The following is a 26550-nucleotide window of genomic DNA, read 5'->3' on the forward strand; positions in this document are numbered from 1 at the left end:
GATGGCGGCTGTTCCCCGTCGCCCTGCGCGGCTGCAATGCCATCCACAATTAAATAAATGCAATTGTCGTGGCTGCCAGGCGCGTTGTCTGAATACCCTGCCAATTGATGCACACTGCCGCGGTGACACGCGAAAGCAGTGTGCTTCCGCGCGCCGCACCCGCGACAAAAACGCCGCATCGAATGCCTCTTTCGCTATGCCAAAAACGAAGGTAAATGAAAGCAATATGAAAATTCTGTGTCCGACAGGTATAGACATATTGTTCTTCAGGTGTTGTCATCCAACGGTAACAATAGCTGGTCAAGAGAGATCGGTTTCAAAATCGGCGACCAGCTCTACAGGGAGATAAGAGATGAAATTTCGCGCAATGCTTTCCGCCGCGACTGCTTTAACGGTGGCGCTGCCGGCAATGGTCGGCGTCGCACAGGCCGAAGCAACCCAGATCCAGTTCTGGCATGCTTTCACCGGTCGTCTCGGTGAACTTCTGGACAAGCAGGTAGCGGACTTCAACGCCAGCCAGGACCAGTATGAAGTCGTTGCCACGCTCAAGGGCAACTATTCGGAAGCTCTGAACGCAGGCATCGCCGCTTTCCGCGCCGGCGAACAGCCGCACATCCTGCAGGTGTTCGAAGTCGGCACCGCGACGATGATGGCTGCCAAGGGCGCGATCAAGCCGGTCTACGAAGTGATGGCGGAAGCCGAAGCCGATTTCGACCCGAGCGCGTATCTCGCGCCGGTTGCCGGCTACTACACGAACACCGACGGCGAGATGCTGTCGCTGCCCTACAACTCCTCCACGCCCGTTCTCTACATCAACAAGAACGCGCTTGAGGCTGCCGGTCTCGACCCCGAGACCAAGCCGGCTACCTGGTCGGAAGTCGAGGAAATCCTCGTCAAGCTGAAGGAATCGGGCTCCGAGTGCCCGCTCACGACGGCATGGCAGTCCTGGATTCATCTTGAGAACCTGAGCGCCTATCACAATGTGCCGTTTGCCACGGAAGCCAATGGCTTTGCCGGCACCAACACCGAGCTCGCTTTCAATGGCGACCTGCAGGTGAAGCACATCGACAAGATGGGCGCATGGGCGAAAGACGGCCTGTTCAGCTATTCCGGCCGCCGCAATGAGGGCGGTGCGCGCTTCCGTTCGGGCGAGTGCGCCATGTTCACCGAATCCTCCGCTGGCTATGCCGGTGTGAAGGCCGAGGCCGACTTCCCGTTCACGGTGACGAACCTGCCTTACTGGGCGGATGCGGAAGGCGCGCCCTTCAACACGATCATCGGCGGCGCATCGCTGTGGGTCATGTCGGGCCATGAGGGCGAGGAATATGCCGGCGTTGCCGACTTCCTGAACTACCTCTCCAGCGCCGAAGTGCAGGCTCAGTGGCATCAGGACACCGGCTATCTGCCGATCACCACCGCCGCTTACGAGCTGACCAAGGAGCAGGGCTTCTACGACGAGAACCCGGGCACCGACATCGCCATCCTGCAGATGACCGGCAAGGCCCCGACGGACAACTCCAAGGGCATCCGTCTCGGCAATTTCGATCAGGTCCGCGCCATCATCGACGAGGAACTGGAAGCCGTATGGCAGGGTGAGAAAGACGCCAAGACCGCACTCGACGAAGCTGTGAACCGCGGCAACCAGCTGCTGCGCCGCTTCGAGCAGTCGACGCGCTAATCTTGTAAAATTGCGGGGCCGGCACAACAGCTGCCGGCCCCGTATCATTTGGTCGGCCCATGGAAAAACGCGTTACCTTCGACAATCGATTATTGCCATATCTGCTACTTGCGCCGCAGCTTCTGGTGACCATTGTCTTTTTCTTCTGGCCTGCCGCACAGGCCCTCTACCAGTCGCTGCTTCTGCCTGATCCGTTCGGTCTGGGCGCGCAGTTCGTCTGGTTCTCGAACTTCGAATATCTCTTCAGCGACCCGTATTATCTCAAGTCGTTCATCACGACGGCGGTCTTCACCTTCTTCGTGACGGTGGTTTCCATGTCGGTCGCGCTGCTTTTCGCCGTGATGGCTGATCAGGTCATTAAAGGCGCGGGGACCTACAAGACGCTGTTGATCTGGCCCTACGCCGTCGCGCCTGCCGTTGCCGGCGTGATGTGGCTGTTCATGTTCCAGCCCTCCATCGGCGTCATCGCATTCTACATGAAGGCCATGGGCATCGACTGGAACCCGGTTCTCAATGGCGGTCAGGCCATGTCGCTTGTCATCCTCGCTGCCGCGTGGAAGCAGATCAGCTACAATTTCCTGTTTTTCCTGGCCGGTCTGCAGGCCATTCCGAAGAGCCTGATCGAGGCTGCCGCCATCGACGGCGCGGGCAAGTGGCACCGCTTCCGCACGATCATCTTCCCGCTTCTGTCGCCCACCACCTTCTTCCTGCTGGTGGTCAACATCGTCTATGCCTTCTTCGAGACGTTCGGCATCATTCACACGATGACGGCAGGCGGCCCCGGTCAGTCGACCACCATTCTCGTCTACAAGGTCTATTCCGACGGTTTCGTCGGGCAGGACCTCGGCTCCTCCGCCGCCCAGTCCGTCATCCTGATGGTTGTCGTGGGCATCCTGACCGTCATCCAGTTCCGCTTCATTGAGCGGCGCGTGCATTACTGAGGAGGGCGGATCATGGTCGAAAAACGGGGTTTTGGAACCATTCTGATGCATGCGGTGCTGATCATCGGCATCGCCATCGTCTGCTTCCCGATCTATCTCACCTTCGTCGGCTCGACGCTGACGCATTTTGATATCATCCGCCCGCCCATGCCGTTGCTGCCCGGGCCGCATCTCATCGACAATTACAGCGAGGCGCTGGCTTCGGGCGTGACCGCGCCTGTCGGGCGCATGCTGTTCAACTCGTTCATCATGGCCATGGGCATTGCGATCGGCAAAATCGCGATCTCCATCCTGTCGGCCTATGCAATCGTCTATTTCCGCTTCCCCTTCCGCATGCTCGCCTTCTGGGCGATCTTCATGACGCTCATGCTGCCGGTGGAAGTGCGTATCGTGCCGACCTATGAGGTCGTGGCCTCGCTTGGCCTGCTCAATTCCTATACCGGCCTGATCCTGCCGCTCATCGCCTCGGCAACCGCCACCTTCCTCTTCCGCCAGTTCTTCATGACCGTGCCGGACGAGCTGGTGGAGGCTGCGCGCGTCGATGGCGCGGGGCCGCTGCGCTTCTTCAAGGACATCCTGCTGCCGCTCTCGGTGACGAACATCGCAGCGCTGTTCGTGATCCTCTTCATCTACGGTTGGAACCAGTTCCTCTGGCCATTGCTCATCACCACAAAGCCGGAGATGAACACCATCGTGATGGGTCTGAAGCAGATGATGCCGACCGCCGATGACTACGGCAACTGGCCCGTGACCATGGCAGCCGCCATGCTGGCCGTTCTGCCGCCGGTGGCTGTGGTGATCTTCATGCAGCGCCTGTTCGTCAAAGGCCTCGTCGAGACAGAAAAATAGAAGGACCGAAATCGGCATGGCGACGATTTCCATTCGCGATATCCGCAAATCCTACGCAAAGACCGAGGTCATTCACGGCGTAAGCCTCGATGTGGCCGATGGCGAGTTCATCGTCATTGTCGGCCCCTCCGGTTGCGGCAAGTCCACGCTTCTGCGCATGGTCGCAGGCCTTGAGCGCATCACCAGCGGCACGATGGAAATCGACGGCCGGCTGGTCAACGATCTGGAACCGCGCGAGCGCGACATCGCCATGGTGTTCCAGAACTATGCGCTCTATCCGCATATGAGCGTGTTCGACAACATGGCCTATGGCCTGAAGATTGCCGGCAAAACAAAGGACGAGATCCGCCAGCGCGTCGACAAGGCCGCCACCATGCTGCAGCTCGAGCCCTATCTCGACCGCAAGCCGCGCGCCCTTTCCGGCGGTCAGCGCCAGCGTGTCGCCATGGGCCGCGCGCTCGTGCGCAATCCCGCCGTCTTCCTGTTCGACGAGCCGCTTTCCAACCTCGATGCCAAGCTGCGTGTGCAGATGCGTCTTGAGATCAAGCAGATGCAGCGCTCGGTGGGCACCACCGCGCTTTACGTGACGCATGATCAGGTGGAAGCCATGACGCTGGCCGATCGGCTGGTGGTCATGAATGGCGGTATTGCCGAGCAGATCGACACGCCGATGAATGTCTATGAACGTCCGGCCACGCGCTTTGTCGCCGGCTTCATCGGTTCGCCGGCCATGAACATTCTGCAGGGCAGCGTCTCGGGCTCGGATTTTGAGCTGGAAGGCGGGGGCAAGCTGGCGCTCGACGCCCAGCCCGCAGAGGCTGGCCGGCCGGTTCTCTTCGGCGTGCGCCCGGAGCATCTGCAGCTTGTTTCGGCGGATGAGGCCACGCTCAACCTGTCTGTCACCGCAGTGGAAACGCTTGGTGCGGACACGCTTGCTCACGGCAAACTGTCCGGCGCCAATGGAGCGGGCGGCGAGCTGATCGCCCGGCTGTCCGGCAGCGCGCAGGTCGCTCCCGGCGACACGCTGCCGCTCGCCATCCAGAAGGGCATGACGCATCTCTTCGATGCCGAGACCGGCAAGCGCCTCTGACAAAAAGCGCCGCCGGGCGAAAGGCCCGACGGCGCTTGAAAATGTTAGCGCAAGCTTATGAAAATCAGGTGCAAAGCGGGTTCGGCATGTAACCGACAAAGCCGGTGATCTTCCAGCGCCCGTCGATCTTCGAGCAGAAATAGAGCGTCTGCCAGTTCAGCCGGTCGACGGTGCCGTCGGCCTTGGCAACCATGCCGTTGAACTTCTTGTGCAGCACCGCGCGGTCGCCATCGATGTCGATGTCGCGCATGTTGGTAACACGGAACAGGGCTTCGCGCAGCGGCTCGGCAAACGTAGTGGCCGCCGTCTCCTTGCCCTGACGCAGCCACTCGTCGCGATAGGTCTCGACGTTGGGAAACTGAAGCCGCCAGGAATCCGCATCGCTCAGAAAATGCGCGTGCATGCCGAAGAACCGGTCTTCGGCAAAATCCCCTTCCACCATCGACCAGTCCTGCGAGAGGAACGCGTCGATATCGCGCCGCACCAGCATCTCCCATAAGTAATGACGGTCGGCGTCGCCTTCGGGAAAGGGATTCTTGTCGTAGTTCATCAGCTCCTCCGTCTTGATGATGGGGTTTGGGGGCAGGGTCTAGAGCGTCCCCACTTTTCGTTGAATCGCGAAAACCCTCTAATTCACTGTTCTTGCGCAATTCCGGACGGAAAACCGGTTCCCACTTTTCCTGGAATTGCTCTAGGTCAGGCGGCCACGCGCGGCGACCGGAACGGTCTCGGTGACGATGTCGCCATCGGCAAGGTTCACCTCGTCATAGAGGTTGGACACCGGGCAGACATGGTTGGGAATGATGCGCACTTTCTCGCCGATTTGAGGTTTTTTGGCAGAGCCTGAAAGATCGATGACGCCGTGCTCCTCGCTGAGCCCGGTAATCACCGCATCGGGATATTCCACGATGTGACCATGGCCGGGCACGGGCGCGAGGTCGGCGGCGAGCGCCTTGGAGCCGGCATCGATGACCGCGCGGTTTTCCGTCGGGCGGCTCACCACCGTCGCAAGCACCGTGAACGCGCAGTCTTCCAGCGTGCCATGGCCGAAAGCCACCTGCATCCGGTCTGAATAGATATAGGTTCCGGGCCTGTGCTCGGTCGCGCTCTTCACGCTTCCCGCCTCGTAGAAATCGGGCGAGCCGCCACTGGAAACCGTGTTCGCCCTGAGGCCGTTTTTCTCAAGTGCGGCGATGGCCTCGCTCAGCCATTCTTCCACCTCGGCGAGTTTCCCGCGCGGCGGATAGGTCATCAAGCCTTCGAAGCGCAGGCCAGGTGCTGCGTCGATCTCTTTCGCGAGCGTCACGACCTCTTCCATCGTCTGCACGCCGCAGCGCCCCGCGCCCGTATCGCACTCGATGAGAACCGGAAGGGGATGATCGGGATCGGTGAAATGCGCGGCATAGCCTGCCACCGTCACCGCACTGTCGGCGGTGATCGAGAGGGTGATGCGCCGGTGCAGCGCCAGAAGCCGGTCGAGCTTGCCCGCGCCCAGAATGTTGTAGGGAATGAAGATGTCGGTAATCCCGGCATCGGCCATCACTTCGGCCTCACCGATTTTCTGGCAGGTAATGCCCACTGCGCCGAGGTCGCATTGAAGCTTTGCGAACATGGGCAGTTTGTGCGTCTTGATGTGCGGGCGCAGCTTCAGAGCATGTTCGTCGGCATAGGCCTGGGCACGAACAAGGTTGGCTTTCGCCCTGGCGCGGTCGATGACCACCGCCGGCGTTTCCAGGTCGAGAATGCGCACGGCATCAGTCTCCAATGGGCAGTTCGGGATCGCGGATATTCTGGCTGGCAAGGCTATGGCGCACGCGGCGCAGCGGTTCAAGCACCTTCTTGCCGAGCGTCAGGGCCGTCGCCATGGCGATGATGTCGACGCTCGCCAGCAGCGCATACCGCATGGAGGAAGGTTTGTAGAGATTGCCGTCTTCCTTGAAGGTCAGCGGCAGAAGCGCGTCGCCGGCCTCGGCCAGCGGCGTGTTGGGCGTCGTCACCACGTAGGCCCGCGCGCCATACTGGCGGGCGATGGTCACCGCATCCATGACGGAGGGCGCCTGGCCCGAAACGGAAAACCCGATCACCACCGCTTTCGGCTCCAGAACGGAAGCGCTCATGCGCTGCAATTGCGGATCGGTGTGGGCGGTGACGTGCAGGCCAAGGCGAAAGAGCCGGTTCTGCAATTCCACGGCGGCAAAGGACGAGCTGCCGCCAGTGCCATAGATCAGAATCTGGCTTGCCCGGCTGATGCTGCGGGCCATCGGCTCCAGATCGATATCGGCCAGCGCCATCGACATGAGGTCGAGCGCGGCATGTGCGCCCGTGGCCACCTTGGCCACCACTTGACCGGAAAGCGGTAGCTCCTCCACCGGCGCGCTCGGCTCGCGCAGATAGGCCCCGCCAATGGCGAGCGCCTGCGCAAGGTGAAAACGCATGTCGCGCGTGCCGGGGAAACCGAGCGCCCGCGCCAGCCGCGTGATGGTCGGTTCGCTCACGCCCGCCCGTTCGGCGATCTGCGCAATCGGCGCGTGCGCCGCGAAATGCGGATCGGCCAGAATGCTCTCGACCAGACGAATTTCCGCGCCGCGCCCCCGCTCCAGCCGGTCCTGCAGCCGGGCGATGATATCGACCGTACGTTCCGTGTCGTTGGGCGCGCGTTCGTCCATTTTCAGGCTGCCTTCAGTCGCTGGCCATTGTCGTGGTCGAACAGATGCACGTGCTCGACGGGCACCGCAAGCCGCAATTCCTCACCGGGCCGCGGCAGATCGCGGTCGCGCAGGACGACGCGCACATCCTCGCCCGCAATCGTTCCGAACACATGGATTTCCGGCCCTGTCGGCTCCACCACCGCCACTTTGAGCGCCAGCGGTCCCTGCGGGTCACGCACATAGGATTCAGGCCGGATGCCGATCGTGACCGGGCGTCCGTCGCCCGCGCCGGCGGCGATGGGCAGTTTGCTGCCATCGCCCAGAACGGCAACCGGCGCGCCATCTGCGCTTTCCGTCCGCGCCTGAAGGAAGCTCATGGCCGGCGAGCCGATGAAGCCGGCGACAAAGGTGTTTGCGGGGTTGTCATAGAGCTCCAGCGGCGTGCCCACCTGCTCGATATTGCCGCCATTCATGACAACGATCCGGTCGGCCATTGTCATGGCTTCGATCTGGTCGTGGGTCACATAGACGATGGTGGTGCCGAGCTTCTGGTGCAGCGCCTTGATCTCGGTGCGCATCTGGATGCGCAGCTTGGCGTCGAGATTGGATAAGGGCTCGTCGAACAGGAATACTTTCGGATCGCGCACGATGGCGCGGCCCATGGCGACGCGCTGGCGCTGACCGCCGGAAAGCTGTCCCGGCTTGCGATCCAGATAGTCGCCAAGATTGAGAATTTCAGCTGCCTTTTTGATGCGGCGCTCCGTCTCGTCCTTGGGCTCGCCGCGCACGCGCGGACCGAAGCTGATATTGTCGCGCACGCTCATATGCGGAAAGAGCGCATAGGACTGGAACACCATGGAGGTGTCCCGCTTCTGTGGCGGGATATCGTTGGCGCGCGCGCCGCCGATCATGAGGTCGCCGGCGCTGATCGCTTCCAGCCCCGCAATCATGCGCAGAAGCGTGGACTTGCCGCAGCCGGACGGCCCGACCAGAACGACAAACTCGCCATCGTCGATGGCCAGAGACAGTTTCTCGATGACTGTCAGAGAGCCGTAGCGTTTGCAGATATCCGTCAGTTTCAACTCAGCCATGAAGGGGCTCCTTAGCCGGCGATCTGTTCGAGAAAGGGCAGGTTCCCGGCGGAAATGCCTGCATCCACGGGAAGCACCGTGCCGGTGATGCCGCTTGAAAGCGGGGAGGCGAGGAAAGCGGCGGCGCGCGCCACCTCCGCAGGCTCCACCATGCGGCGCAGCGGATAAAGCGCTCCAACCTTGCCGAGAATCTCCGGGTCGCGCTCGATGCGATGATCCCACGCCATGGTGCGAACGGAACCAGGCGTGATCGCATTGGCGCGGATGCCGTGCCGGCCTTCTTCCGTGGCGACAGCGCGCATCCAGGCGATCAGCCCCGCCTTGGCAGCCGCATAGGCGGGGTTGCCGTAATGGGAGAGCGCGTTGATCGAGGAGATGAAAACAAAGGCCGCCCCGCCTTCGCGCTGGCGCAGGGCGGGCAGAAACGCCTGCGAAAGACGCGCCGCGCTGCGCAGATTGAGGTTCAGCTCATGGGTCAGCGCTTCGGGCGTGACATCATCCAGCGTTTCGGCGCGTGTCCACCCGGCATTGGAGATGATGGCGGAAGGGACCCCGTTTTCGCAGATCCGTTTTGCAGCCGCCTCGACCGCTTTATCGTCCAGCAGGTCGAAACGCTGCGCCTCTGCGACGCCGGCGAAGGATAAATCGGCCTCATCCAGATCGCACGCGACGACTGAAGCCCCGAAACCCGACAGAACCTCCACCATGGCCCGGCCAATGCCACCGGCCGCGCCCGTTACGACGATTCTCTGGCCACCAAGATCGATCATTGCACTCCCATTCATTCGCTCGTTTCGTCCGCCGCTTTTGTGCTCGTGTTTTTCGTTTCACAGGCAGACGGGGCGTCGGCAGTTACACCAGCCGACATCTAAAGCTTGCCGAAAAATCGTAATTTAGCAACATGATTGTGCGATTTTCCTTGCCAGAAGCTAATTTCTGTAAAAAAATTACATAAAAGATTGCCGCTCACGCCGAGAAGGCAACCGGGAAAACAGGTCAGGCCGCCGCCTCCCGAACGGGAGATGGAACAGGAACCCAAGAGAGGAACAGGGAGACAGACATGAAAAGGACTGCACTCAGGACAGCCGTTGCCGGCGCTGCTTTGTTAGCCGCGATGGGATGGGCGCATGCAGAGACCGTGCGCGTGACCGTTGCGGAATACAGCTCGAAAACCGGCCCGTATTTCGAGGAAGCCGCAAAAGCCTTCGAGGAAGCCAATCCGGGCTCCGAAATCCAGGTCGAAGTGGTGCCGTGGGATGTGCTTCTGCAAAAGCTGACCACCGATATTTCCGGCGGCGCCAATGCCGATCTCTCGATCATCGGCACGCGCTGGCTGATCGACTTTGTGGATCAGGGCATTGCCGCGCCGCTCGATGATTACCTGACTCAGGACTTCAAAGACCGCTTCTTCCCGGTCTTCCTTGAGCCTTCGGTGATGCAGGAAAAGACCTATGGGCTGCCGGTCGCCGCATCGGCCCGCGCCATGTATTACAACAAGGACCTGTTCGAGCAGGCCGGCATTACCGAAGTTCCCGACACGTGGGATGAGCTTGCCGAGGCAGCCAGGAAGATCGGCGCGCTGGGCGATGATATTGCCGGCTTCGGACTTCAGGGCAAGGAAATCGAGACGGACGTCTATTTCTACTATGCGTTCTGGGCCTATGGCGGCGAGCTGGTGGAAGAAGACGGCACGTCCGGCCTCGACAGCGACGCCGGCTACAAGGCGGCGGAAATGTACAAGTCGCTGATCGATTCCGGCGCAACGCAGCCGGGCGTCACCTCCTACAATCGCGAGGACGTGCAGAACCTGTTCAAGCAGGGCAAGGTCGGCATGATGATCACCGCGCCGTTCCTTTCCAACCAGATCAAGGAAGAAGCGCCGGATCTCAAATATGGCGTGGCGGCCATTCCGGCCGGTCCCGAGGGTGACCGTGGCACCTATGGGGTGACCGATTCCATCATCATGTTCGAGAATTCCGAGAACAAGGATCTGGCCTGGAAGTTCCTCGATCAGCTGTTCACCACCGAATGGCGCGCCAAGTTCACCTCCGGCGAGGGCTTCCTGCCGGTCAATCCGGAAGTCGCGGCACAGCCGGCCTTTGCCGACAATGCCGATCTGAAGGAGTTCACCGCGCTTCTGCCGGACGCCCGCTTTGCACCGGTCATCGCCGGCTGGGAGGAGATCGCGGCAACCACGTCGGATGCGGTCCAGACCATCTATCTGGGCAATGGCGAGGCCAAGGCCACGCTTGATGCCGCTGCCGGCGAGATCAACAGCATCCTCGGCAACTGATCACGGCCTGACCGAACCGGCATGCGCGGCCCAGCGCCGCGCATGCCGACTTCCAAGTTTCATCCGGCGATGAGCCGGCAAAACGTGACGGGACCATGATCCGCTCGCCTTTGACCAATCCCTATCTGCTGATCCTGCCGGGGTTCCTGCTCGCCGCGTTCATCATCCTGTGGCCGCTCTACCAGCTCGGCACGATTTCGCTCAATGACGTCAATCGTTTCGGCCAGTTGCGCGGTTTCAACGGTGTCGAAAACTACGTGGCGGTCTTCACCGATCCGGATTTTCTGGGCGCGCTGTGGCGCACCTTCATCTGGACTGGCGCCATCGTCATCGGCACGCTCGTCGTTTCCGTGCCCGTCGCCATGATCCTCAACGAGGATTTTTATGGCCGTGCGATTGCGCGCGTCATCATCATGCTGCCCTGGGCCGTGTCGCTGACCATGACCGCCATTGTCTGGCGCTGGGCGCTGAACGGCGAAAGCGGCATGCTCAATTCCGGCCTTCATGGTCTCGGTCTGATCGACCAGAACATCCAGTGGCTCGCCCGCGCCTCCACCGCCTTTCCGGTGCAGATCATGATCGGCATTCTGGTCACGGTGCCCTTCACCACGACGATCTTTCTCGGAGGACTCTCCTCCATTCCCGACGATCTTTATGAGGCGGCGAAGCTTGAGGGCGCGTCGCGCTGGCAGACATTCCGCGAGATCACCCTGCCGCTGATGAAGCCGTTCCTGAACATCTCCATCGTGCTGAACATGATCTATGTGTTCAACTCGTTCCCGATCATCTGGGCCACCACGCAGGGCGGTCCTGCGAACTCCACCGACATTCTCGTCACCTATCTCTACAAGCTGGGCTTCCGCTTCGGGAAACTCGGCGAGGCCTCGGCCCTTTCGGTGATGATGTTCGTGCTGCTGCTTGCCTTCACCGTTCTCTATGTCTCGCTGGCCATGCGGAGGGAGCGCACATGAGCCCGAAGCTGAAGAAATCCTTCCTCTACTGGGCGCTGCTCTCGCCGCTCATCGTGTTGATCCTGTTCCCGTTCGCCGTGATGTTCATCACCGCGATCAAGCCGGCAAATGAAGTGCTCTCGCCCACCTGGTGGCCGCGCGAGCCGGCATGGCGCAACTTCATCGACATGTGGGCCGTAACCAATTTCGGCAATGCGTTGTGGAACTCGGTCTATGTTTCGGTTCTGTCGACCGTGCTGGCGCTCGCCGTCTCCATTCCCGCAGCCTATGCGATGAGCCGTTTCCGTTTCGCGGGACAGGGCTTCTTCCGCCAGTTCCTTCTGGTCACGCAGATGCTGTCGCCCATCGTGCTGGTGATCGGCCTGTTCCGACTGGTCGTGTGGCTCGGCCTGCTCGACAATGTGAATTCCATCGTCTTCGTCTATGGCGCGTTCAACGTCGCCTTCACGGTGTGGATGCTGCAGAGCTATTTTTCCACCATCCCGAAGGATCTGGAGGAAGCCGCCTGGATCGAGGGCGCGAGCCCGGCAAAGGCGCTGGTGATGGTGTTCCTGCCGCTTGCCCTTCCGGCCATGACGGTCACCGCCATCTTCTCCTTCATCAATGCCTGGAACGAGTTCGTGATCGCACTCACCATGCTGCGGCGGCAGGAGAGCTACACGCTGCCGATCCAGATCTTCTCGCTGGTTGCCGGCCGCTACACGGTCGAATGGCACCATGTCATGGCGGCCACGTTCGTCGCCACAATTCCCGTCGCCATCATCTTTGCCTGGTTGCAGCGCTATCTCGTGCGTGGCCTCGCGATCGGCGCGGTGAAATAGGTCTCAAAACGGAGTTTATCGATGACCAAGCAGTGCTTTGGCACATCCCATGTGCCGCTTTCCCCCGCCGTTCGTGCCGGCGACTTCGTCTACATTTCGGGCCAGGTGCCCGTTGGTGAGGATGGCGTTGTCGTTCAGGGCGGCATCACCGAGCAGACCCAGCAGGTGATGGCCAACGTCAAGGCCGCGCTGGCGCTCGCCGGCTGCTCGCTGGACGATGTGGTCAAGACGACCGTCTGGCTGGAAGACGCGCGCGATTTCGGCCCCTTCAACGCCGTCTATGGAAAGCACTTCCCCAAGGATCCGCCGGCGCGCACCACCGTTGAATCGCGGCTGATGCTCGACATCAAGATCGAGGTCGAGGCCGTCGCCTACAAGCCGCTCTGATCCAGACAAACCGGAATCTCATCGCATGCGTGTCTTCACGGCGTCGCTCGCCACCGAAACCAACACCTTTTCGCCCATCCCCACGGATCGCGGGGATTTCGAGATGGCTTTCTACGCCGGACCCGGCGACCATCCCGAAACCCCCACGCTCTGCTCCGCGCCGATTCCGGTTCTGCGGCGGCGGGCGAAGGAGGAGGGGTTCACCCTGATCGAGGGCACCGCCACCTGGGCGGAGCCGGGCGGTTATGTCCGTCTCGATGTCTATGAGGCGCTGCGCGATGAGATTCTCGATCAGCTGCGGGCCGCCATGCCGGTGGACTGCGTGGTGCTCGGCCTGCACGGCGCGATGGTGGCGCGCGGGCTCGACGATTGCGAGGGCGATCTGCTTGCCCGTGTGCGCGAGATCGTCGGCCCCAATGTGATCGTTGCCGCTGAACTCGACCCGCACAGCCATCTGACGGCGAAGCGCGTTGCGGCGGCGGACATTCTCGCCGCCTTTCTGGAGTTTCCGCATACGGATTTTCTCGAGCGCGCCGAGCATGTGGTGGATCTGGCGCTGCGCGCCACGCGCGGCGAAATCCGCCCCGTGATCTCCACCTTCGACTGCCGCATGATCGACGTCTTTCCCACGAGCCGCGAGCCCATGCGCTCCTTCGTGGACCGCATGAAGGCGCTTCAGGGCAGGGGGGACGTTCTTTCGGCCTCGCTGATCCATGGCTTCATGGGAGGCGACGTGCCCGAGCTTGGCACCCAGGTCATGGTCGTCACCGACAATGCGCCGGAGGCCGGTGACGCACTGGCCGAAGAACTGGGGCTGGAGGTGCGCGGCATGCGTGGCATGACCGCGATGAACAGCCTTTCCATCGAAGACGCCATTGCGAAAGCCGGTGCCGGCGGCAGGAGCGGAAAACCCGTCGTGATCGCGGATATGTGGGACAATCCCGGTGGCGGAACCGCAGGCGACAACACTGCGCTTTTGCATGCGCTTGTTGAAAGCGGCATCACGCGCGCGGGTGTCGCGACCATCTGGGATCCGCAGGCCGTCGGCTTTGCCCATGGCGCGGGCGAGGGCACCATTCTCGACATGCGCATCGGCGGCAAGGCGAATGCGGCCAGTGGCACGCCATTTGACGGCACATTCGAAATCCGCAGGCTGGCGGAAGAAGGGTGGCAGACCTTCGGCACCAGCCGCGTCACGCTTGGCCCGGCGGCTGTGGTGCGGCTTGTCGGCACCGAGATCGACATCGTGCTCAACACCAACCGCACCCAGACCTTCGAACCGGATATCTTCTCCAATCTCGGGGTCGATCCGTTGGAAAAGCAGGTGCTTCTCATCAAGTCGACCAACCACTTCCATGCGGGTTTTGCGCCCATCGCGGAAGAGATCATCTACGCGGCGGTGGAAGGGTGCTATCCGAACAATCCGAAGACGGCGGGATACACCAAACTCGCCCGCCCAATCTGGCCGATAGACGAGAACGCATTCCAGTAGAAAACCTGCGCTCAAATGCGGCCTGTTTGACCAATCGCAAAGTGTGCCTCCATGTCGACGGCTAGAAGGAGCCGTCGATATCAAGCGTTCGAAGCCGAACCCAGGAGACCATTCATGAAAGCGATCAAAACCGCCGCCGTGGCACTTGTTGCCGGCCTTGCCCTTGGCATCGTCGCAACGCCCGGCTTCGCCGCCGAGTTTGAGATCAGGATGCTCAACAAGGGCGAGAAGGGCGTGATGGTTTTCGAGCCGGATTTCGTTCGCGCGCAGCCCGGCGACACGATCAATTTCGTCTCGGTCGATCCCGGCCACAATGCCGAGACCATCAAGGGCATGGTTCCTGAGGGCGCCGAAACATTCCGCAGCAAGGTCAGCAAGGATTTCTCGGTGACGCTGACGGAAGAAGGCATTTACGGCGTCAAATGCACCCCGCATTACGGCATGGGGATGGTCGCCCTGGTGGTGGTCGGCGAGCCGGGAAATGCCGACGCTGCGGCGAAGGTCAAGCACCCCGGAAAGGCGAAGAAGCACTTTGCCGAACTGTTTGAAGCGCTGCCGGAAAAACTCGCCGCCAACTGATCCGGGCAGGGCTATGCCGGGCGGGTTTCCTGCCCGGCTTTAATTCAGGGCCGGGGCCGCGGGAGGCTCCAGCGCAAGGCCCAGAAGCCCGGCAAGTGCGGAACGCTCGGCCACGAGATCGGCAAGCGAATAGCGGTCGAACACCGCCAGATATGCATCCAGCGCTTCGGCCACGACGCCCCTCAGGCGACAGGCCGGGTTCAGTGCGCAGCGCGTCTCGCCACCGCCCATGCAGGCGACCAGCGCGAAACTTTCCTCCATCTCCCGCACGACCGCACCAAGGGTGATTTCCTCCGGCGCACGCGCCAGCGCGATGCCACCGGAGCGGCCGCGCTCCGTGGTCACCACACCCATCTGCGAAAGCCGACGCGCGACTTTCAACAGATGGTTGCGCGACAGATCATAGGCATTCGCCACCTCGCTCACCGTGCAACCGGCATCGCCCCGCAGCGCCAGATAAATCAGCATCCTGAGCGCATAATCCGTCTGCTGCGTCATACGCATGGCGTCACCCCTGCGCTGCGCCGGAAACCCTGTGGGAGCGCACCAGACCGAACAGGGCGCAGAGCGATGCGCCAAGCAGGAGGAGCGCTTTAAGGCCCTCGCCGGAAGCGTAGATGAAGTGGTGCATGGAGGCCGGCAGCGGCGAACCGGCAATAACGGCCGCCATGCGCGTGTCAAGCACGGGCAGAAGCCAGAAGGATTGCACAGCGAGGATCACCACCAGAAGCGCCGTCGCCAGAAGAAGCACGCGTCGCCGATAAACGAACACCGTCGCCATCATCAGCAGGACGGCCAGCGCCCATTCAACGCGCGAAAAGGCTGCGAAGGTGACATTGCCGATCTCCAGCGCGACAGGCAGCGACATCGAGCCCGCCTGAAATTTCACCGGTGTGGCCAAAAAGGAAACGCCGCACACCATGCCCAGCCAGATGAGGGCGATGAAGCCATAGGCGGCGAGCGCTGCGGGGCTGGTTTCGTTCTCACGCATTGCCCGCACTCCTCGCACGCGCCGCATCCGGTCCGAGCGCCGCAGGCAGGCGGAAGAACATGGCCAGCCGCAGGCTCCTTGCAATGCGCTCGGCCCGCTCGACGAAGACCGCCGCGGTGCCCGGCGCGCACAGATCTGCAACCGTCTGCCGGAAGATGCCGAGCCAGATGTCGAAGTCGGATTCCTCGACGGTGGTGAGCTTCACATGCGCAGGCACGGGTCGGCCGTGATAGCTGCCATCCTTCAGGATCACGGCGCACCAGAAGTCCGTCATCTTTTCCAGATGCGGTTCCCAGTCGTCCTTGATCTCTCCGGCGAAAATCGGGCCGAGACGCGCATCGCTGCGAACACGGCGATAGAATTCCCGCACCAGACGGCCGATGAAAGCGCGGTCCACCGCCGGGTCTTTCAGGGCCTCGTCAGGCTGCGGCCTTGGGCGCGCCGACAATGCATCGCTCATGGCATGCTCCTAAAGTGATATATTTGATGCCACTTTTATCATGAAGGCGCGTCCACTCAACAGACGCGATGTCGCAGCGCCGATCTGCCTGGCAGGCGAGGGGGCGGCGGTCTCAGCCATGGGTTGTGCAGCGCCTCTCATTTAATCTTGACAAAGATACTCATATTAATGATGATTGGGAACGAAAACAGCGGATCACTCGTGATGCAGTATCGTCTCCTTTCGCCAGAAAGCCTGATACCGACCGAAGACGTCGACCCCGACCGGGTTGCCGGGCTTCAGGACGCTATTTTGCGCCATGGCTTCTGGACCGTGCCCATCGCGGTCGAGAGGAACGCCCTGTTCGTGATGGATGGCCATCATCGTCTCGCCGTCGCCCAGCGCCTGCGTCTTGCCGTCGTTCCGGTTGTGTTGCGCGACTATTGCGACGTGAAGGTGGAGAGCAGGCGGCCGGGCATGACGATAACGCCAGCGCGCATCTTCGCGATGGCGCGCAGCGGCCGCAAATTCCAGAGCAAGACCACGCGGCATGTATTCGTAGAGGAACTGCCCGACTGCGCGCTGCCGCTTGGCCATTTGCGTCACCCGGGCATCGCGCCGCGTTTCTTCAGGTCAGCGCCCGAGGCGCGCCCGTGACGTTTCATGGCCACAAGCCCAATGCCGGGCTCTCCCCCGTCTTAAGCCCGGAAATCGCAAGAGTTCTGGCCGAAGAAAGCACGCTTCTAATGGAGTGGATCGACCGGCACGGCTCCCCGCTCAACCTGATCTGGCCCGGACAGCTGGCGAAGAACCTTGCCGCGATGGAGGCGGTTTTCGCGCAGTGTCGCGTCGCCCATGCGGTCTATTATGGCGCCAAGGTCAACAAATCACCGGGCCTCATGGCCACGGCATTGAAAGCCGGTGCCGGGATTGACGTGTCGAGCCTCTATGAGCTTCAGGACGCCCTGCATCTCGGAGCCGATGGGGGAAAGCTCGTGGCAACGGGACCGGCAAAATCCCGGGCGTTTCACGAAGCCCTGATCGATTGTCAGGCCCTGATTTCGGTCGATTCACCGGAAGAACTCGATGATCTGATCGCCCGCCTTCCAGACCGGGAGTGCGTGCAGCCGGTGCTTTTGCGCCTGCAGCCTGCCGGTCATGAAAAGAGCCGTTTCGGCATGCCCGCACCGCGCCTGCGCGCCTGCCTTGCGCGCATTGCCGCCGAAAAGAGACTGCGCTTCGATGGGCTGCACTTTCATATAAGTGGTTATGCCTGGGAAGAGCGCGCAGAAGCATTGCGTGAAGCCGCTCCGCTGATCGCTGAAGCCCGCGCCATGGGGTTCGCCCCGCGCATGATCGACATTGGCGGCGGATTGCCGGCGCAATATGTCGATCCGCACGCCTATCGCGTGCATTTGCAGGCGCAGAGGCCTGACGATTATCGAACCGGAAGAGTGCCATCCGCGTTCTATCCCTATGGGGGCGCGCTTTCCGCCGCCGACTGGCTGCGCCATTTGCTCGACGCTCCCATGGGCGATGGCCTCAGCGTTGCGGACTATCTGAAGCGCGAAGCGCTGACGCTCGGGCTGGAGCCGGGGCGTGCACTCGCCGATCAGACGGCGCTGACGCTCTTTCGGATACTGCGGGTCAAGGCGCTCACGGCCGGAGACCATGTGATCTTTGTCGAAGGCAGCAGTTTCAGCGCCTGCGAGACTTGGTTTTCGTCCGAATTTCTGGTCGATCCGGTCCTTTTGCCGACGGGTCGCTCCGCACGCTTACTCAGGCCCGTTCGTGCCTACATCGCAGGCCACAGCTGCCTGGATGAAGACGTGCTGTGCAACCGTTGGCTCACCTTTCCGGTTGCTCCACGCGCCGGAGACATTCTGGTCTGCGCCAACACCGGCGGCTACCAGATGGACCTCCTCGAAAACGAATTTCATCGCCACCCGATGCCGGGCCGCCTTTGCGTGGTTCAGGACTCAAATGGGCAGCCAGCTCTTGTTCCTGACACACTGACGAGAGGCGCACATGCTTTGCAGCACCATTGGCCAGTTGATCGGTTATACGCCGGTCATGACGATCCCTGTGCCGAATAGCGACGCTACGCTGGCACTCAAAATCGAGAAGAACAATCCAGGCGGTTCGATGAAAGACCGCATGGCGCGCAGCATGGTCATTGCCGCACTTGAAGACGGAAGGCTTTCCCCCGGCGGGACGATTGTTGAATCCTCTTCCGGCAATACCGGCATAGGCCTGGCGCTTGCCGCACAGGAGTTCGGTCTGCGCTTTATCGCCGTGGTTGACCACCACGCCGCACCCGACAAGATCCGCACCATGCGGGCGCTCGGCGCGGAGATCCGCTTTGTCGAAGGCGATTTTCGCGAAGACGAGGTTGCGGTGGTGGAGCGGCAGCGGCTTGCCGCACAGCTCGGTGCGCAGCTACCCGGCGCGCTCTTCATGAACCAGTCCGACAACCCGGCGAACCCGGATGGCTATGCCGGCTTTGTCGATGAATTGCTCGTTCAGTTTCCCAGAGGGATCGACGCCTTTGTGGGCTGTGTCGGTACCGGCGGCTCCATGACCGGCATCGCCCGGCGTCTGAAGCGGCACAATCCGCGGATTCGCACGATCGCGGTGGAGCCGGCGGGCTCCATCGTTTTCGGCAAGCCGGGGCATGCCTATTATCAGTCTGGCACGGGAACACCGGCCGGCGACGAAGTGGGCAAAGTGCTCGATTACACCTGCATCGATGAAGGCGTGCAGGTTACCGACACGCAGGCGTTTGAAACCGCGCGCCATGTCGCCCGCCATCATGGTCTTCTGGTCGGGGGCTCCACGGGCGGAACCATCTACAAGGCGCTGGAATTCATCGCGTCCGGCCATCTTTCGGGCACGGTTGTTACCGTGGTGGCCGATGGCGGCGAGAAATATCTGGGCTCCATCTTCGATGATGACTGGATGCACAAACGCAACCTGCTCGACCCCGCGATTGGCGAGCAGCTCGAGTTCTGGCTCTCCGGCATGGCGTGCGCGGCATGAAGGTCACGATCTGCGGCGCGGGCCGCACCGGACATCTCAACGCAGTGCTTTTCAGGCAGCAGCCGAATGTCAGCGTTTCCGTCTTCACCCGGAACGCCGAACTGGCTGAACTTTGGGCCTCTGGCGAGAGCCAGTGGGAGGCGCACACCGCTGACGGCGGTGTGCTCTCGGCGCGGCCAGACTATGTGGGCGTGGATGCCGAACGGGCGCTCTCGCAGACGGATCTCGTCGTGGTGACCCAGCCCGCACAGGCGCGCGCCGGGCTTCTTGAACAGCTTGCGCCACACCTCCCGCAGGAGAGGCGCGTCTTTCTCGGCGCGATCCCCGGCTTTTGCGGGTTCGACTGGCTGGCCGCCGAGATTCTGGCTGGACACGACAATGTCGTGATCTGGGGCATGAAGGATGTGCCCCACACGGCGTTCGACCTGACGCCTGGAAAGCGCGTGCGCATGGGCGGCGCAAAGGCGCAGCTTTATGCAGCGCTTCACCGCCGCGAGGATGACGCCCACGGTGCGGAACTGGCTGGCATGCTTGCCACGCTGTTTGCGGCCCCGGTGACGATGCTGCGCGACTATCTGGAAATCACGCTCACCCCCGGCAATGCACTCATGCACCCCGCCGTGCTCTATGGCCTGATCGGCCCGGACGGGCCATGGCAGGGCAGAGCGTTCGACGCACCCGTCTGCTGGTGGAGCGATTGCCCGCAAAAGGGCGCGGATCTCCTTGAGGCGTGTGATGCGGAAAATCAGGCGATCCGCCATGCGGCAGAGGCGAAGCTCGGCATCGATCTCAGCAGCGTCAAGCCGCTCCGGCAGGAATTGATCGAAGCCTATGGCGACCAGATCGGGGATGCCCGAAGCCTCTATTCGCTCCTGCGCACGAACCGCGCCTATGCCGGTATCAAAGCCCCCATGACGCCTGATCCGCAGGGGCAGGGGCTGGTGATCGACCGCGAAAGCCGCGCCTTCCACGAGGACATCGGTTTCGGGCAGGCCCTGCTGGTGGAGATGGCGAAACGGCTCGGCGTGGCGGTTCCCAACATCGCGAAAACCTATCGCTGGGCCTGTGATTATCACGGCGGGTTGGCCGATGCCGCGCCGGCCTATGTGCCCCGCAACTGGCCGGAGGCTGCGTGATGGATGACATTCGCCTTTACACCGCCGCCAGTCTCGATGAAGCGCCTTTGCGGGAAAACGCAGTGCAGAACGCACTGCGAAGGCTCATCCGCTGCCTGTTCGCCGAAGGCCTGCTCGATCCGGCGGCCCTGCAATGGGCCGGGGACAGAAATGAGGCGGAACTTCCGCTCTGGCCATCGCGCCGGGTTCTCCATTTCGCTGATCTGCGTCGTGCGCCCGCCGGCACACTGCGCAATTTCGGACCGATGGAGCTTGTCGATGCGGCAGGCGTTCGCGCCCGCATCGAGCACCCCGTCACGCTGGTGCGGGCGATTGCCCCGAGCCTTGCCATGTCGCCCGCGGCCAATGGCATCACACATCTCCTGCGCGACATCGAAAACAGCATGGCAAACGACATTCTGGCGCGTCGCTACCGCGCGGATTGGAGCGCGGGGCTGCGACGCCGGATCGATGATGGGAAGGCCCCCGGCCTCCTTGCCTATCTGCAGGAGACCCTGCCGCCCCATCTGGCGGCGATGTTCCTCGATCAATGGGGCGCGCTTGAAGGGCACCCCTTCTATCCAACGTGGAAGGCGCGCCCGGGCCTCTCGGCAGAAGACGTGGAAGCGTTCTCGCCCGAGTTCGGCGCGCGGGTGCCGGTGCGTATTGCCGCGCTGCGCAGGGACTGGGCCCATGTCGAGAGAATGCCTCATGTGGCCGATTATTCCGACTGGTTCGCGCAGAATTTCCCCGATTGCTGGCGGGACTGGTCGCACCGGTTGGAGGCGTGCGGCCAGGTGGTAACGGAGTGGATACCGCTGCCGATCCATGCCTGGCATCTGACGCATTTCGTGCGCCACGAATTTGCAGACGAGATCGCCCGTGGCGTGCTCGACCCGGAAGGCCCCGACTTGGTGACGCTGCCTTCCATGTCGTTCCGCACCATGCTGCCGGAGACGCAAACCCCGCGCCCCTTCATCAAATTGCCGGTCGCGATCTGGATGACCAGCGAGCAGCGCACCCTGCAGGCCAAGTCCATCCATATGGGGCCGCGCCTCAGCACGATGATCCGCGATATCCTGATGCGCGAAGGGGAGGCGCTAACCGACAGGCTCGACATTTTCACCGAGGAGCTGGGCGCGATCCTCCGCGATCCCGAAACGGGCGATGAGCATCCCGGCCGCTTTCTCTCGGTTGTCTATCGCAACACCGATGTGCTGAAGCTTGCCGACGGTCAGATCGCGGTCGCCGTTGCCGCCCTTCTTGCCGAAAGCCCGCTCGATGGCCGGCCTCTCATCTGCGAGCTGATCGCCCGGGGAGACGAGGGCGGCGAGGGCGATGCGGCGGTGGAAGCCTTCTTCCGCTCCTATGCACGCACCATCATCGAGCCCGTGCTCACCATGTATCTGCTCTATGGCATTGCCTTCGAGGCGCATCAGCAGAACAGCACCATCCTGTTCGATGCGGCGGGCAGGCCACGAAAACTGCTGATCCGCGATTTCGGCGATGGCCGCAGCTTCGCACCGCTTTTCGAGGAACGTGGCTTCCGGCTGAAACCCTTTGTGCGGGAGGGCATTCTACCCACCACGTTCGACGAGGATATCGGCCCGGTGCGGTCCTTCCTCATCGATGCCTGCTTCGTCTGCCATCTGCACGAGATCGCGCTCACCCTCACCGATCACTATGAGCTCCGCGACACAGGCCTGTGGCGCATTCTCAGAGAAGAAGCGGAAAGCGTTTTCGACGCGCTGCGCCCGCGCATGCTGAGCGACGCCTTCTGGCAGCGGGAGCGTGCGGCGTTCCTTGAAGAGCCCTGGCCGACGCGCTCCGTTCTGCGCATGCATCTGGAGCGATACCGCGACTACCGCGCCGAGCACACGCTGCCCAACCCGCTGGCGGAGGCGCAATGACGCTCACGGCAACGGTCATTCGCGGCTTCGGGCCGGTCTTTGTTCTGCTCTTTGCGCTGCAATTCGTTTCCATGGGCGCGATGGAGATGAGCGGGCCGTTCTGGCCGCTGCACATCGAGGCGCTGAGCGCTTCTGAAAACGCCTTCGCCCTTGCCGGCATCGGCGTCTACGTGCTTCCCATGCTCGGCATGTCGCTGACCAGCGCTTTCTGGGGGTGGATGGGTGACCGCTACGGCAACCGGTTGATGATGGTGCGCGCGCTTGCGGGGCTGGCCGTCACGCAATTGCTGGTGGCCTTCGCAACCGATGTGTGGACCATCATGGCCCTGCGCTTTCTGCAGGGGGGATGCGCGGGCTATATCGCCCCGGCGCAGGCCTATGGGGTTCAGGTCACCGGGGGCAGGGACCGCACAAGCCTGTTCGCCTGGCTCCAGGTGGCCACCAATGTGGGCTCGCTTGGCGGCGCGTTTCTGGGCGGACTGATCCTCGATGCCTACCCCTTTGCCGTGATCAACCTCACCGCCGGCGCGGTCTGCGCCCTCTGCGCCCTTGTCGCCTGGCTAAGCCTGCCGACACCGCAGGGCGAAGCGCCCGCCGTGGGCGCGTGCAGGGTGCAGGCGCGGCCGGCCGAGGCGCCTGTCACCGCGCTCTTTGTTTTGATGGGCACGCTCATTGCCAGCCGCATGGTGCTTCAGGTTCCGTTCGCGCTCTACATGACGCAGGTTTTCGGCGCGGCCCACTGGGTTGCCGGCTTCAGCTACGGCCTGCTCGCTCTCGGTTTCGTGCTTGCCGCGCCGCTGTGGGCGCGGTTCCTCGAAGAGCGGCCCAACGCCTTTGTGCTGGGCTGGAGCGTGCTGATCTCGACTGCGTGCCTGCTCGTCACGCATCTCGCTGGGGCCACCAGCTCCGTTGCGACATTCACCATGCTCTATTTCCTCTGGGGTGTGCTTCTGGGCGGCACCACGCCCGTTCTGCTCTCGCTTGTCTCGGCAGCCACGCCGGGCGACCGGCAGGGGCGGGCGCTTGGCCTCGCGCAAAGCTGGCAGCAGGGCGCATCCGTGATCGGCATCACCGCCGGCGTCATCGCAACGCGGCTCCTGGGACTGGAAGCCGCGTTCCCACTCGTCTCATCCCTCTACGCCCTCTCCACCTGCATTGCGCTCGGCACATGGCTGAGGGAGCGACACTCAAACAAACAGGAGATTTCAAATGACTGAAAGACGAACCCTGCTTGGCTCCATCGCCATGGCAGTTCTGCTGACCCTGACCGTGCCATCAGGGTTGGCTCTTGCCAATGACAAGCCGGCGGCTCAGGCGCAGGCACCGCTTGTCGTGACCGATATTGCAGGCCGCGAGGTCACCGTTCAGGCGCCCGTTCAGCGGATCTTGCTGGGCGAGGGCAGACAGCTTTACCTCATTGCATCGCTCGCCCCGGAAAACCCGCTTTCGCGCATCGTCGCCTGGCGCAACGACTTGATTGAGGCGGACCCTGCCACCTATGCGCAGTATCTGATGGCGTTTCCCGAGCTTGCGGACCTCACCACGTTCAAGGGGCAGGAAGACAGTCTGATCGATATCGAGTCGGCCATCATCCAGAAGCCCGATGTGGTTCTGCTCAACCTCGAGGCCATGCGCGCCAATGAGGACGCCGAATATGTCGAGAAGCTCGCCGCGCTCGATATTCCGGTTCTCTATGTGGACTTCCGGCACATGCCGCTCGAAAACACCGATCCGACAATCCGCCTTCTCGGCAAGATCATGGGCCGCGAGGACAGGGCGGAGGAAATCGTCGCCTTTCGGCGCAAGGCAATGGCCGAGGTGACCGATGTCATCGCCGCGCAGAGGCCTGAACGACCGAACGTGTTCATTGAGCGCATCGGCGGCTATTCGGAGGAATGCTGCCTCACATTCGGGCCGGAGAATTTTGGCAAATATGCCGAGCTCGCCGGCGGCCACAATATCGGCAGCGATTTCCTGCCCGCCACCTTCGGCCAGCTCAACCCGGAACAGGTGATCGTCTCCAACCCGGATCATGTGGTCGTTACCAGCGCGGACTGGGAAGCCTATGTTCCCGGCGGGCGCTGGATACCGGTCGGTCCGGGCGAAGACACCGAAAACGCGCGCGAAAAGCTGGACTGGTACACGACGCGCAACGCCTATGCCGGCACCGAGGCGCAGGAAAAGCAGAATTTCCACGGCATCTGGCACCAGTTCTACAACAGCCCCTATGATTTCGTGGCCGTGCAGCAGATGGCGAAATGGTTCCATCCCGAGCTCTTTGCCGATCTGGACCCGGACGAGACATTTGCGGAATATCACCGCCGCTTCCTGCCCGTAGACTATCTGCCGGGCTACGCCGTGAGCCTGTCCGACAATCCGTCATGACCGGCATTCGCAGTGAAACAGCGCCCCTTTCGGGGCGCACCTCCTATCAGGCGCTGACCCTGCGGCGAAAGCTCGTTCTCGCCGCTCTCTCCATCGCTCTCGTTCTGGCGCTGATCGGCGACATCGCAACAGGGCCGGCAAGCTATGGCCTTTGGGATGTGGCGCGCACGCTGATCGCGCCGGCCGAGGCCGATGCGCAGATGCGTGTCATCGTCTGGTCCATCCGCACGCCGGCCGCCTTAATGGCCATTGTCGTGGGCATGGCGCTCGCCATTGGCGGGGCGCAGATGCAGACCATTTTGAACAACCCGCTGGCGAGCCCCTTCACGCTGGGCATTTCAGCCGGCGCGAGCTTCGGCGCGGCGCTGGCCATCGCTTTCGGTGTCGCCCTCATTCCGGCAGCGGGCGAATATGTGGTTGCGGTCAACGCTTTCGTGGTCGCCATGGCGACGGCCTGTCTCATCCACATGGCGAGCATCAGGCGCGGGGCGTCCATCCAGACCATCGTTCTGTTCGGCATCGCGCTTGTCTTCAGCTTCAACACCGCGCTGGCCATCACCCAGTATTTCGCCAATCAGGAGGCGGTTGCTGCCATCGTGTTCTGGACCATGGGGAGCCTCGCCAAGGCCACATGGCCGAAATTCTTCATGACCGCGCTCGCTGTGGCCATCACGCTGCCGATCTTCCTGCGCCGCCGCTGGCAGCTTTCCGCGCTGCGGCTGGGCGAGGCGAGGGCGGCCAGCTTCGGCATACCGGTGCGCCGCCTGCGGCTTGAAACGCTGATCCTCGTGTCGCTTCTCTCGGCCATTCCGGTGGCCTTTGTGGGCACGATCGGCTTCGTCGGGCTCGTTGGCCCGCATATCGCGCGCATGATGGTGGGCGAGGACCAGCGTTTTCTCCTGCCGGCAAGCGCGCTGACCGGCGCGCTGATCATGTCGCTGAGTTCGATCCTGGCAAAGGTCGCTGTGCCCGGCGTCGTGCTGCCCATCGGCATCGTGACCGCGGCCGTTGGCCTGCCGGTCTTCCTCTATCTGATCCTCAAGAACGGGAGAGAGATATGGTAGTTTTGAGCACGGATCGCCTGGGTGTTCGCTTCGGGTCGCGTGATGTGCTGCGCGACATCACGCTGCCGCCCTGCGACGGCGGCAAGGTGGTTGCCATTGTCGGCCCCAACGCGGCGGGCAAGTCGACCCTCTTCCGCCGCATCGCCGCCCTTCTGCCGGGGCCGGGCTCCTTCAGCATCAGAAATGTGCGCGATCCCGCCCGGGCCATCGCCTACATGCCGCAGGACCAGAGCGGCAGTGCGGTTCTGACCGTCTTCGAGGCCGTTCTGCTGGCCCGCAAGCAGGTGAGCGGCTGGCGGCTGCGAAACGGTGACCTGATGGCGGTCGACCAGACGCTTCAAACGCTTGGCATCGACCATCTCGCCGACGAGGTGCTGTCGGAACTGAGTGGCGGGCAGCGCCAGCTTGTCGGGCTTGCCCAGTGCCTCGTGCGCGATCCGCAGGTGCTGCTTCTGGACGAGCCGACCAGCGCGCTCGACATGAACCGCCAGCTGGAAGCCCTGAGCTGTGTGCGCGGGCTGGCGCGCGAAAAGGACATGCTCGTCCTGATCGCGCTGCACGACCTCAACCTGGCGCTGAAATTCGCCGACGAGGTGGCGATCCTGTCAAACGGAACGCTTCATGCTTTTGGGCCGGCGGCCAATGTGCTGACCCCCGACAACCTCGCCACCAGCTTCCGCGTGCGCGCCCGCGTCGAGCCCTGCTCACGGGGTGAACCGCATCTCATCGTGGATGAGGCGATCTGAGGGAGCCATTCGACGTTCAGT

The 26550-nt window shown here is 62.4% G+C and carries 27 protein-coding genes; 19 read left to right on the forward strand and 8 right to left on the reverse strand.

Annotation, left to right across the window (positions count from 1 at the left end):
- The first annotated feature begins 352 nt into the window (after nucleotides 1-352).
- The 4 genes from ugpB to JYP46_RS18555 are packed head-to-tail and all read left to right on the forward strand — an operon-like array spanning nucleotide 353 to nucleotide 4558.
- Nucleotides 353-1678 carry a sn-glycerol-3-phosphate ABC transporter substrate-binding protein UgpB gene (ugpB, locus tag JYP46_RS18540; protein WP_113157072.1) on the forward strand — a complete coding sequence of 442 codons (1326 nt, stop codon included), beginning with the start codon at nucleotides 353-355 and terminating at the stop codon, nucleotides 1676-1678.
- 59 nt (nucleotides 1679-1737) lie between these two features.
- The gene (ugpA, locus tag JYP46_RS18545; RefSeq protein ID WP_206546477.1) at nucleotides 1738-2619 is read left to right on the forward strand and encodes a sn-glycerol-3-phosphate ABC transporter permease UgpA; all 882 of its coding nucleotides are present in this window, start codon (nucleotides 1738-1740) and stop codon (nucleotides 2617-2619) included.
- 12 nt (nucleotides 2620-2631) lie between these two features.
- Nucleotides 2632-3468 carry a sn-glycerol-3-phosphate ABC transporter permease UgpE gene (ugpE, locus tag JYP46_RS18550; protein WP_113157070.1) on the forward strand — a complete coding sequence of 279 codons (837 nt, stop codon included), beginning with the start codon at nucleotides 2632-2634 and terminating at the stop codon, nucleotides 3466-3468.
- Nucleotides 3469-3484: 16 nt separating this feature from the next.
- The gene (locus JYP46_RS18555; protein WP_206548939.1) at nucleotides 3485-4558 is read left to right on the forward strand and encodes a sn-glycerol-3-phosphate import ATP-binding protein UgpC; all 1074 of its coding nucleotides are present in this window, start codon (nucleotides 3485-3487) and stop codon (nucleotides 4556-4558) included.
- A gap of 64 nt (nucleotides 4559-4622) precedes the next feature.
- On the opposite strand, the gene JYP46_RS18560 is transcribed toward JYP46_RS18555, so the two are convergent.
- The 5 genes from JYP46_RS18560 to JYP46_RS18580 form a co-directional block, all read right to left on the reverse strand.
- Nucleotides 4623-5108, reverse strand: a complete 486-nt coding sequence (locus JYP46_RS18560) for a hypothetical protein (RefSeq protein ID WP_206548940.1) — start codon at nucleotides 5106-5108, stop codon at nucleotides 4623-4625.
- A 141-nt stretch (nucleotides 5109-5249) separates the two neighbouring features.
- Nucleotides 5250-6308: a D-TA family PLP-dependent enzyme gene (locus JYP46_RS18565; protein WP_206548941.1), complete on the reverse strand. Its 1059-nt coding sequence runs from the start codon at nucleotides 6306-6308 to the stop codon at nucleotides 5250-5252.
- A gap of 4 nt (nucleotides 6309-6312) precedes the next feature.
- The gene (locus JYP46_RS18570; protein WP_113157066.1) at nucleotides 6313-7224 is read right to left on the reverse strand and encodes a MurR/RpiR family transcriptional regulator; all 912 of its coding nucleotides are present in this window, start codon (nucleotides 7222-7224) and stop codon (nucleotides 6313-6315) included.
- A 2-nt stretch (nucleotides 7225-7226) separates the two neighbouring features.
- Entirely contained in the window at nucleotides 7227-8297 is a 1071-nt protein-coding gene (locus tag JYP46_RS18575) for an ABC transporter ATP-binding protein (RefSeq protein ID WP_113157065.1), read from the reverse strand.
- 11 nt (nucleotides 8298-8308) lie between these two features.
- Nucleotides 8309-9082: an SDR family NAD(P)-dependent oxidoreductase gene (locus JYP46_RS18580; RefSeq protein WP_244974885.1), complete on the reverse strand. Its 774-nt coding sequence runs from the start codon at nucleotides 9080-9082 to the stop codon at nucleotides 8309-8311.
- Nucleotides 9083-9357: 275 nt separating this feature from the next.
- On the opposite strand from JYP46_RS18580, the gene JYP46_RS18585 reads away from it, so the two are divergent.
- The 6 genes from JYP46_RS18585 (at nucleotide 9358) to JYP46_RS18610 (ending at nucleotide 14840) form a co-directional block, all read left to right on the forward strand.
- Nucleotides 9358-10590, forward strand: a complete 1233-nt coding sequence (locus JYP46_RS18585; RefSeq protein WP_206548942.1) for an ABC transporter substrate-binding protein — start codon at nucleotides 9358-9360, stop codon at nucleotides 10588-10590.
- Between the two features lie 95 nt (nucleotides 10591-10685).
- Nucleotides 10686-11561 carry a carbohydrate ABC transporter permease gene (locus JYP46_RS18590; protein WP_113157062.1) on the forward strand — a complete coding sequence of 292 codons (876 nt, stop codon included), beginning with the start codon at nucleotides 10686-10688 and terminating at the stop codon, nucleotides 11559-11561.
- On the forward strand, nucleotides 11558-12382 hold the full coding sequence (locus tag JYP46_RS18595; RefSeq protein WP_113157061.1) for a carbohydrate ABC transporter permease: 825 nt from the start codon (nucleotides 11558-11560) through the stop codon (nucleotides 12380-12382). The genes JYP46_RS18590 and JYP46_RS18595 overlap by 4 nt, the downstream gene beginning before the upstream one ends.
- A 21-nt stretch (nucleotides 12383-12403) precedes the next feature.
- Nucleotides 12404-12769 carry a RidA family protein gene (locus JYP46_RS18600; RefSeq protein ID WP_113157060.1) on the forward strand — a complete coding sequence of 122 codons (366 nt, stop codon included), beginning with the start codon at nucleotides 12404-12406 and terminating at the stop codon, nucleotides 12767-12769.
- Nucleotides 12770-12794: 25 nt separating this feature from the next.
- Complete coding sequence (locus tag JYP46_RS18605; RefSeq protein ID WP_206548943.1) at nucleotides 12795-14261, forward strand: M81 family metallopeptidase; 1467 nt, start codon at nucleotides 12795-12797, stop codon at nucleotides 14259-14261.
- Between the two features lie 114 nt (nucleotides 14262-14375).
- Nucleotides 14376-14840, forward strand: coding sequence for a pseudoazurin (locus JYP46_RS18610; protein WP_113157058.1), 465 nt, complete (start codon nucleotides 14376-14378; stop codon nucleotides 14838-14840).
- A 39-nt stretch (nucleotides 14841-14879) separates the two neighbouring features.
- On the opposite strand, the gene JYP46_RS18615 is transcribed toward JYP46_RS18610, so the two are convergent.
- Genes JYP46_RS18615 through JYP46_RS18625 form a run of 3 tightly spaced genes read right to left on the reverse strand, consistent with a single transcriptional unit; the run spans nucleotide 14880 to nucleotide 16291 of the window.
- The gene (locus JYP46_RS18615; protein WP_206548944.1) at nucleotides 14880-15344 is read right to left on the reverse strand and encodes an RrF2 family transcriptional regulator; all 465 of its coding nucleotides are present in this window, start codon (nucleotides 15342-15344) and stop codon (nucleotides 14880-14882) included.
- A 4-nt stretch (nucleotides 15345-15348) separates the two neighbouring features.
- Complete coding sequence (locus JYP46_RS18620) at nucleotides 15349-15831, reverse strand: DUF4149 domain-containing protein (protein WP_206548945.1); 483 nt, start codon at nucleotides 15829-15831, stop codon at nucleotides 15349-15351.
- A complete protein-coding gene (locus JYP46_RS18625; RefSeq protein ID WP_206548946.1) occupies nucleotides 15824-16291 on the reverse strand; it encodes a group III truncated hemoglobin in 468 nt (155 codons plus the stop codon). Before JYP46_RS18625 ends, JYP46_RS18620 begins: the two co-directional genes overlap by 8 nt.
- A gap of 204 nt (nucleotides 16292-16495) precedes the next feature.
- On the opposite strand from JYP46_RS18625, the gene JYP46_RS18630 reads away from it, so the two are divergent.
- The 9 genes from JYP46_RS18630 to JYP46_RS18670 are packed head-to-tail and all read left to right on the forward strand — an operon-like array spanning nucleotide 16496 to nucleotide 26529.
- A complete protein-coding gene (locus tag JYP46_RS18630) occupies nucleotides 16496-16927 on the forward strand; it encodes a ParB N-terminal domain-containing protein (protein ID WP_206548947.1) in 432 nt (143 codons plus the stop codon).
- On the forward strand, nucleotides 16924-18366 hold the full coding sequence (locus JYP46_RS18635; RefSeq protein ID WP_222474292.1) for a Y4yA family PLP-dependent enzyme: 1443 nt from the start codon (nucleotides 16924-16926) through the stop codon (nucleotides 18364-18366). The genes JYP46_RS18630 and JYP46_RS18635 overlap by 4 nt, the downstream gene beginning before the upstream one ends.
- Nucleotides 18299-19309: a cysteine synthase family protein gene (locus tag JYP46_RS18640; protein ID WP_206548948.1), complete on the forward strand. Its 1011-nt coding sequence runs from the start codon at nucleotides 18299-18301 to the stop codon at nucleotides 19307-19309. Before JYP46_RS18635 ends, JYP46_RS18640 begins: the two co-directional genes overlap by 68 nt.
- A complete protein-coding gene (locus JYP46_RS18645) occupies nucleotides 19306-20445 on the forward strand; it encodes an NAD/NADP octopine/nopaline dehydrogenase family protein (protein ID WP_206548949.1) in 1140 nt (379 codons plus the stop codon). Before JYP46_RS18640 ends, JYP46_RS18645 begins: the two co-directional genes overlap by 4 nt.
- Nucleotides 20445-22334 carry an IucA/IucC family protein gene (locus JYP46_RS18650; protein ID WP_206548950.1) on the forward strand — a complete coding sequence of 630 codons (1890 nt, stop codon included), beginning with the start codon at nucleotides 20445-20447 and terminating at the stop codon, nucleotides 22332-22334. The genes JYP46_RS18645 and JYP46_RS18650 overlap by 1 nt, the downstream gene beginning before the upstream one ends.
- Nucleotides 22331-23551, forward strand: coding sequence for an MFS transporter (locus JYP46_RS18655; protein WP_206548951.1), 1221 nt, complete (start codon nucleotides 22331-22333; stop codon nucleotides 23549-23551). Before JYP46_RS18650 ends, JYP46_RS18655 begins: the two co-directional genes overlap by 4 nt.
- Complete coding sequence (locus JYP46_RS18660) at nucleotides 23544-24719, forward strand: ABC transporter substrate-binding protein (RefSeq protein WP_206548952.1); 1176 nt, start codon at nucleotides 23544-23546, stop codon at nucleotides 24717-24719. The genes JYP46_RS18655 and JYP46_RS18660 overlap by 8 nt, the downstream gene beginning before the upstream one ends.
- Nucleotides 24716-25783, forward strand: a complete 1068-nt coding sequence (locus JYP46_RS18665; protein ID WP_206548953.1) for a FecCD family ABC transporter permease — start codon at nucleotides 24716-24718, stop codon at nucleotides 25781-25783. The genes JYP46_RS18660 and JYP46_RS18665 overlap by 4 nt, the downstream gene beginning before the upstream one ends.
- The gene (locus JYP46_RS18670; RefSeq protein ID WP_113157050.1) at nucleotides 25777-26529 is read left to right on the forward strand and encodes an ABC transporter ATP-binding protein; all 753 of its coding nucleotides are present in this window, start codon (nucleotides 25777-25779) and stop codon (nucleotides 26527-26529) included. Before JYP46_RS18665 ends, JYP46_RS18670 begins: the two co-directional genes overlap by 7 nt.
- The last annotated feature ends 21 nt before the right edge of the window (nucleotides 26530-26550 follow it).

This window comes from Nitratireductor aquimarinus (genome assembly GCF_017255295.1).
GTDB classification, from domain to species: domain Bacteria; phylum Pseudomonadota; class Alphaproteobacteria; order Rhizobiales; family Rhizobiaceae; genus Nitratireductor; species Nitratireductor aquimarinus.

What these genes read in the sequence shown, in the direction of transcription:
- JYP46_RS18650 (WP_206548950.1), top strand. Translation starts at nt 20,445, where the DNA reads ATGGATGACATTCGCCTTTACACCGCCGCCAGTCTCGATGAAGCGCCT.
- JYP46_RS18630 (WP_206548947.1), top strand. Translation starts at nt 16,496, where the DNA reads ATGCAGTATCGTCTCCTTTCGCCAGAAAGCCTGATACCGACCGAAGAC.
- ugpE (WP_113157070.1), top strand. Translation starts at nt 2,632, where the DNA reads ATGGTCGAAAAACGGGGTTTTGGAACCATTCTGATGCATGCGGTGCTG.
- JYP46_RS18660 (WP_206548952.1), top strand. Translation starts at nt 23,544, where the DNA reads ATGACTGAAAGACGAACCCTGCTTGGCTCCATCGCCATGGCAGTTCTG.
- JYP46_RS18575 (WP_113157065.1), bottom strand. Translation starts at nt 8,297, where the DNA reads ATGGCTGAGTTGAAACTGACGGATATCTGCAAACGCTACGGCTCTCTG.
- JYP46_RS18620 (WP_206548945.1), bottom strand. Translation starts at nt 15,831, where the DNA reads ATGCGTGAGAACGAAACCAGCCCCGCAGCGCTCGCCGCCTATGGCTTC.
- ugpA (WP_206546477.1), top strand. Translation starts at nt 1,738, where the DNA reads ATGGAAAAACGCGTTACCTTCGACAATCGATTATTGCCATATCTGCTA.
- JYP46_RS18590 (WP_113157062.1), top strand. Translation starts at nt 10,686, where the DNA reads ATGATCCGCTCGCCTTTGACCAATCCCTATCTGCTGATCCTGCCGGGG.
- JYP46_RS18670 (WP_113157050.1), top strand. Translation starts at nt 25,777, where the DNA reads ATGGTAGTTTTGAGCACGGATCGCCTGGGTGTTCGCTTCGGGTCGCGT.
- JYP46_RS18625 (WP_206548946.1), bottom strand. Translation starts at nt 16,291, where the DNA reads ATGAGCGATGCATTGTCGGCGCGCCCAAGGCCGCAGCCTGACGAGGCC.
- JYP46_RS18615 (WP_206548944.1), bottom strand. Translation starts at nt 15,344, where the DNA reads ATGCGTATGACGCAGCAGACGGATTATGCGCTCAGGATGCTGATTTAT.
- JYP46_RS18645 (WP_206548949.1), top strand. Translation starts at nt 19,306, where the DNA reads ATGAAGGTCACGATCTGCGGCGCGGGCCGCACCGGACATCTCAACGCA.
- JYP46_RS18640 (WP_206548948.1), top strand. Translation starts at nt 18,299, where the DNA reads ATGCTTTGCAGCACCATTGGCCAGTTGATCGGTTATACGCCGGTCATG.
- JYP46_RS18610 (WP_113157058.1), top strand. Translation starts at nt 14,376, where the DNA reads ATGAAAGCGATCAAAACCGCCGCCGTGGCACTTGTTGCCGGCCTTGCC.
- JYP46_RS18570 (WP_113157066.1), bottom strand. Translation starts at nt 7,224, where the DNA reads ATGGACGAACGCGCGCCCAACGACACGGAACGTACGGTCGATATCATC.
- JYP46_RS18655 (WP_206548951.1), top strand. Translation starts at nt 22,331, where the DNA reads ATGACGCTCACGGCAACGGTCATTCGCGGCTTCGGGCCGGTCTTTGTT.
- ugpB (WP_113157072.1), top strand. Translation starts at nt 353, where the DNA reads ATGAAATTTCGCGCAATGCTTTCCGCCGCGACTGCTTTAACGGTGGCG.
- JYP46_RS18555 (WP_206548939.1), top strand. Translation starts at nt 3,485, where the DNA reads ATGGCGACGATTTCCATTCGCGATATCCGCAAATCCTACGCAAAGACC.
- JYP46_RS18580 (WP_244974885.1), bottom strand. Translation starts at nt 9,082, where the DNA reads ATGAATGGGAGTGCAATGATCGATCTTGGTGGCCAGAGAATCGTCGTA.
- JYP46_RS18585 (WP_206548942.1), top strand. Translation starts at nt 9,358, where the DNA reads ATGAAAAGGACTGCACTCAGGACAGCCGTTGCCGGCGCTGCTTTGTTA.
- JYP46_RS18605 (WP_206548943.1), top strand. Translation starts at nt 12,795, where the DNA reads ATGCGTGTCTTCACGGCGTCGCTCGCCACCGAAACCAACACCTTTTCG.
- JYP46_RS18665 (WP_206548953.1), top strand. Translation starts at nt 24,716, where the DNA reads ATGACCGGCATTCGCAGTGAAACAGCGCCCCTTTCGGGGCGCACCTCC.
- JYP46_RS18600 (WP_113157060.1), top strand. Translation starts at nt 12,404, where the DNA reads ATGACCAAGCAGTGCTTTGGCACATCCCATGTGCCGCTTTCCCCCGCC.
- JYP46_RS18595 (WP_113157061.1), top strand. Translation starts at nt 11,558, where the DNA reads ATGAGCCCGAAGCTGAAGAAATCCTTCCTCTACTGGGCGCTGCTCTCG.
- JYP46_RS18560 (WP_206548940.1), bottom strand. Translation starts at nt 5,108, where the DNA reads ATGAACTACGACAAGAATCCCTTTCCCGAAGGCGACGCCGACCGTCAT.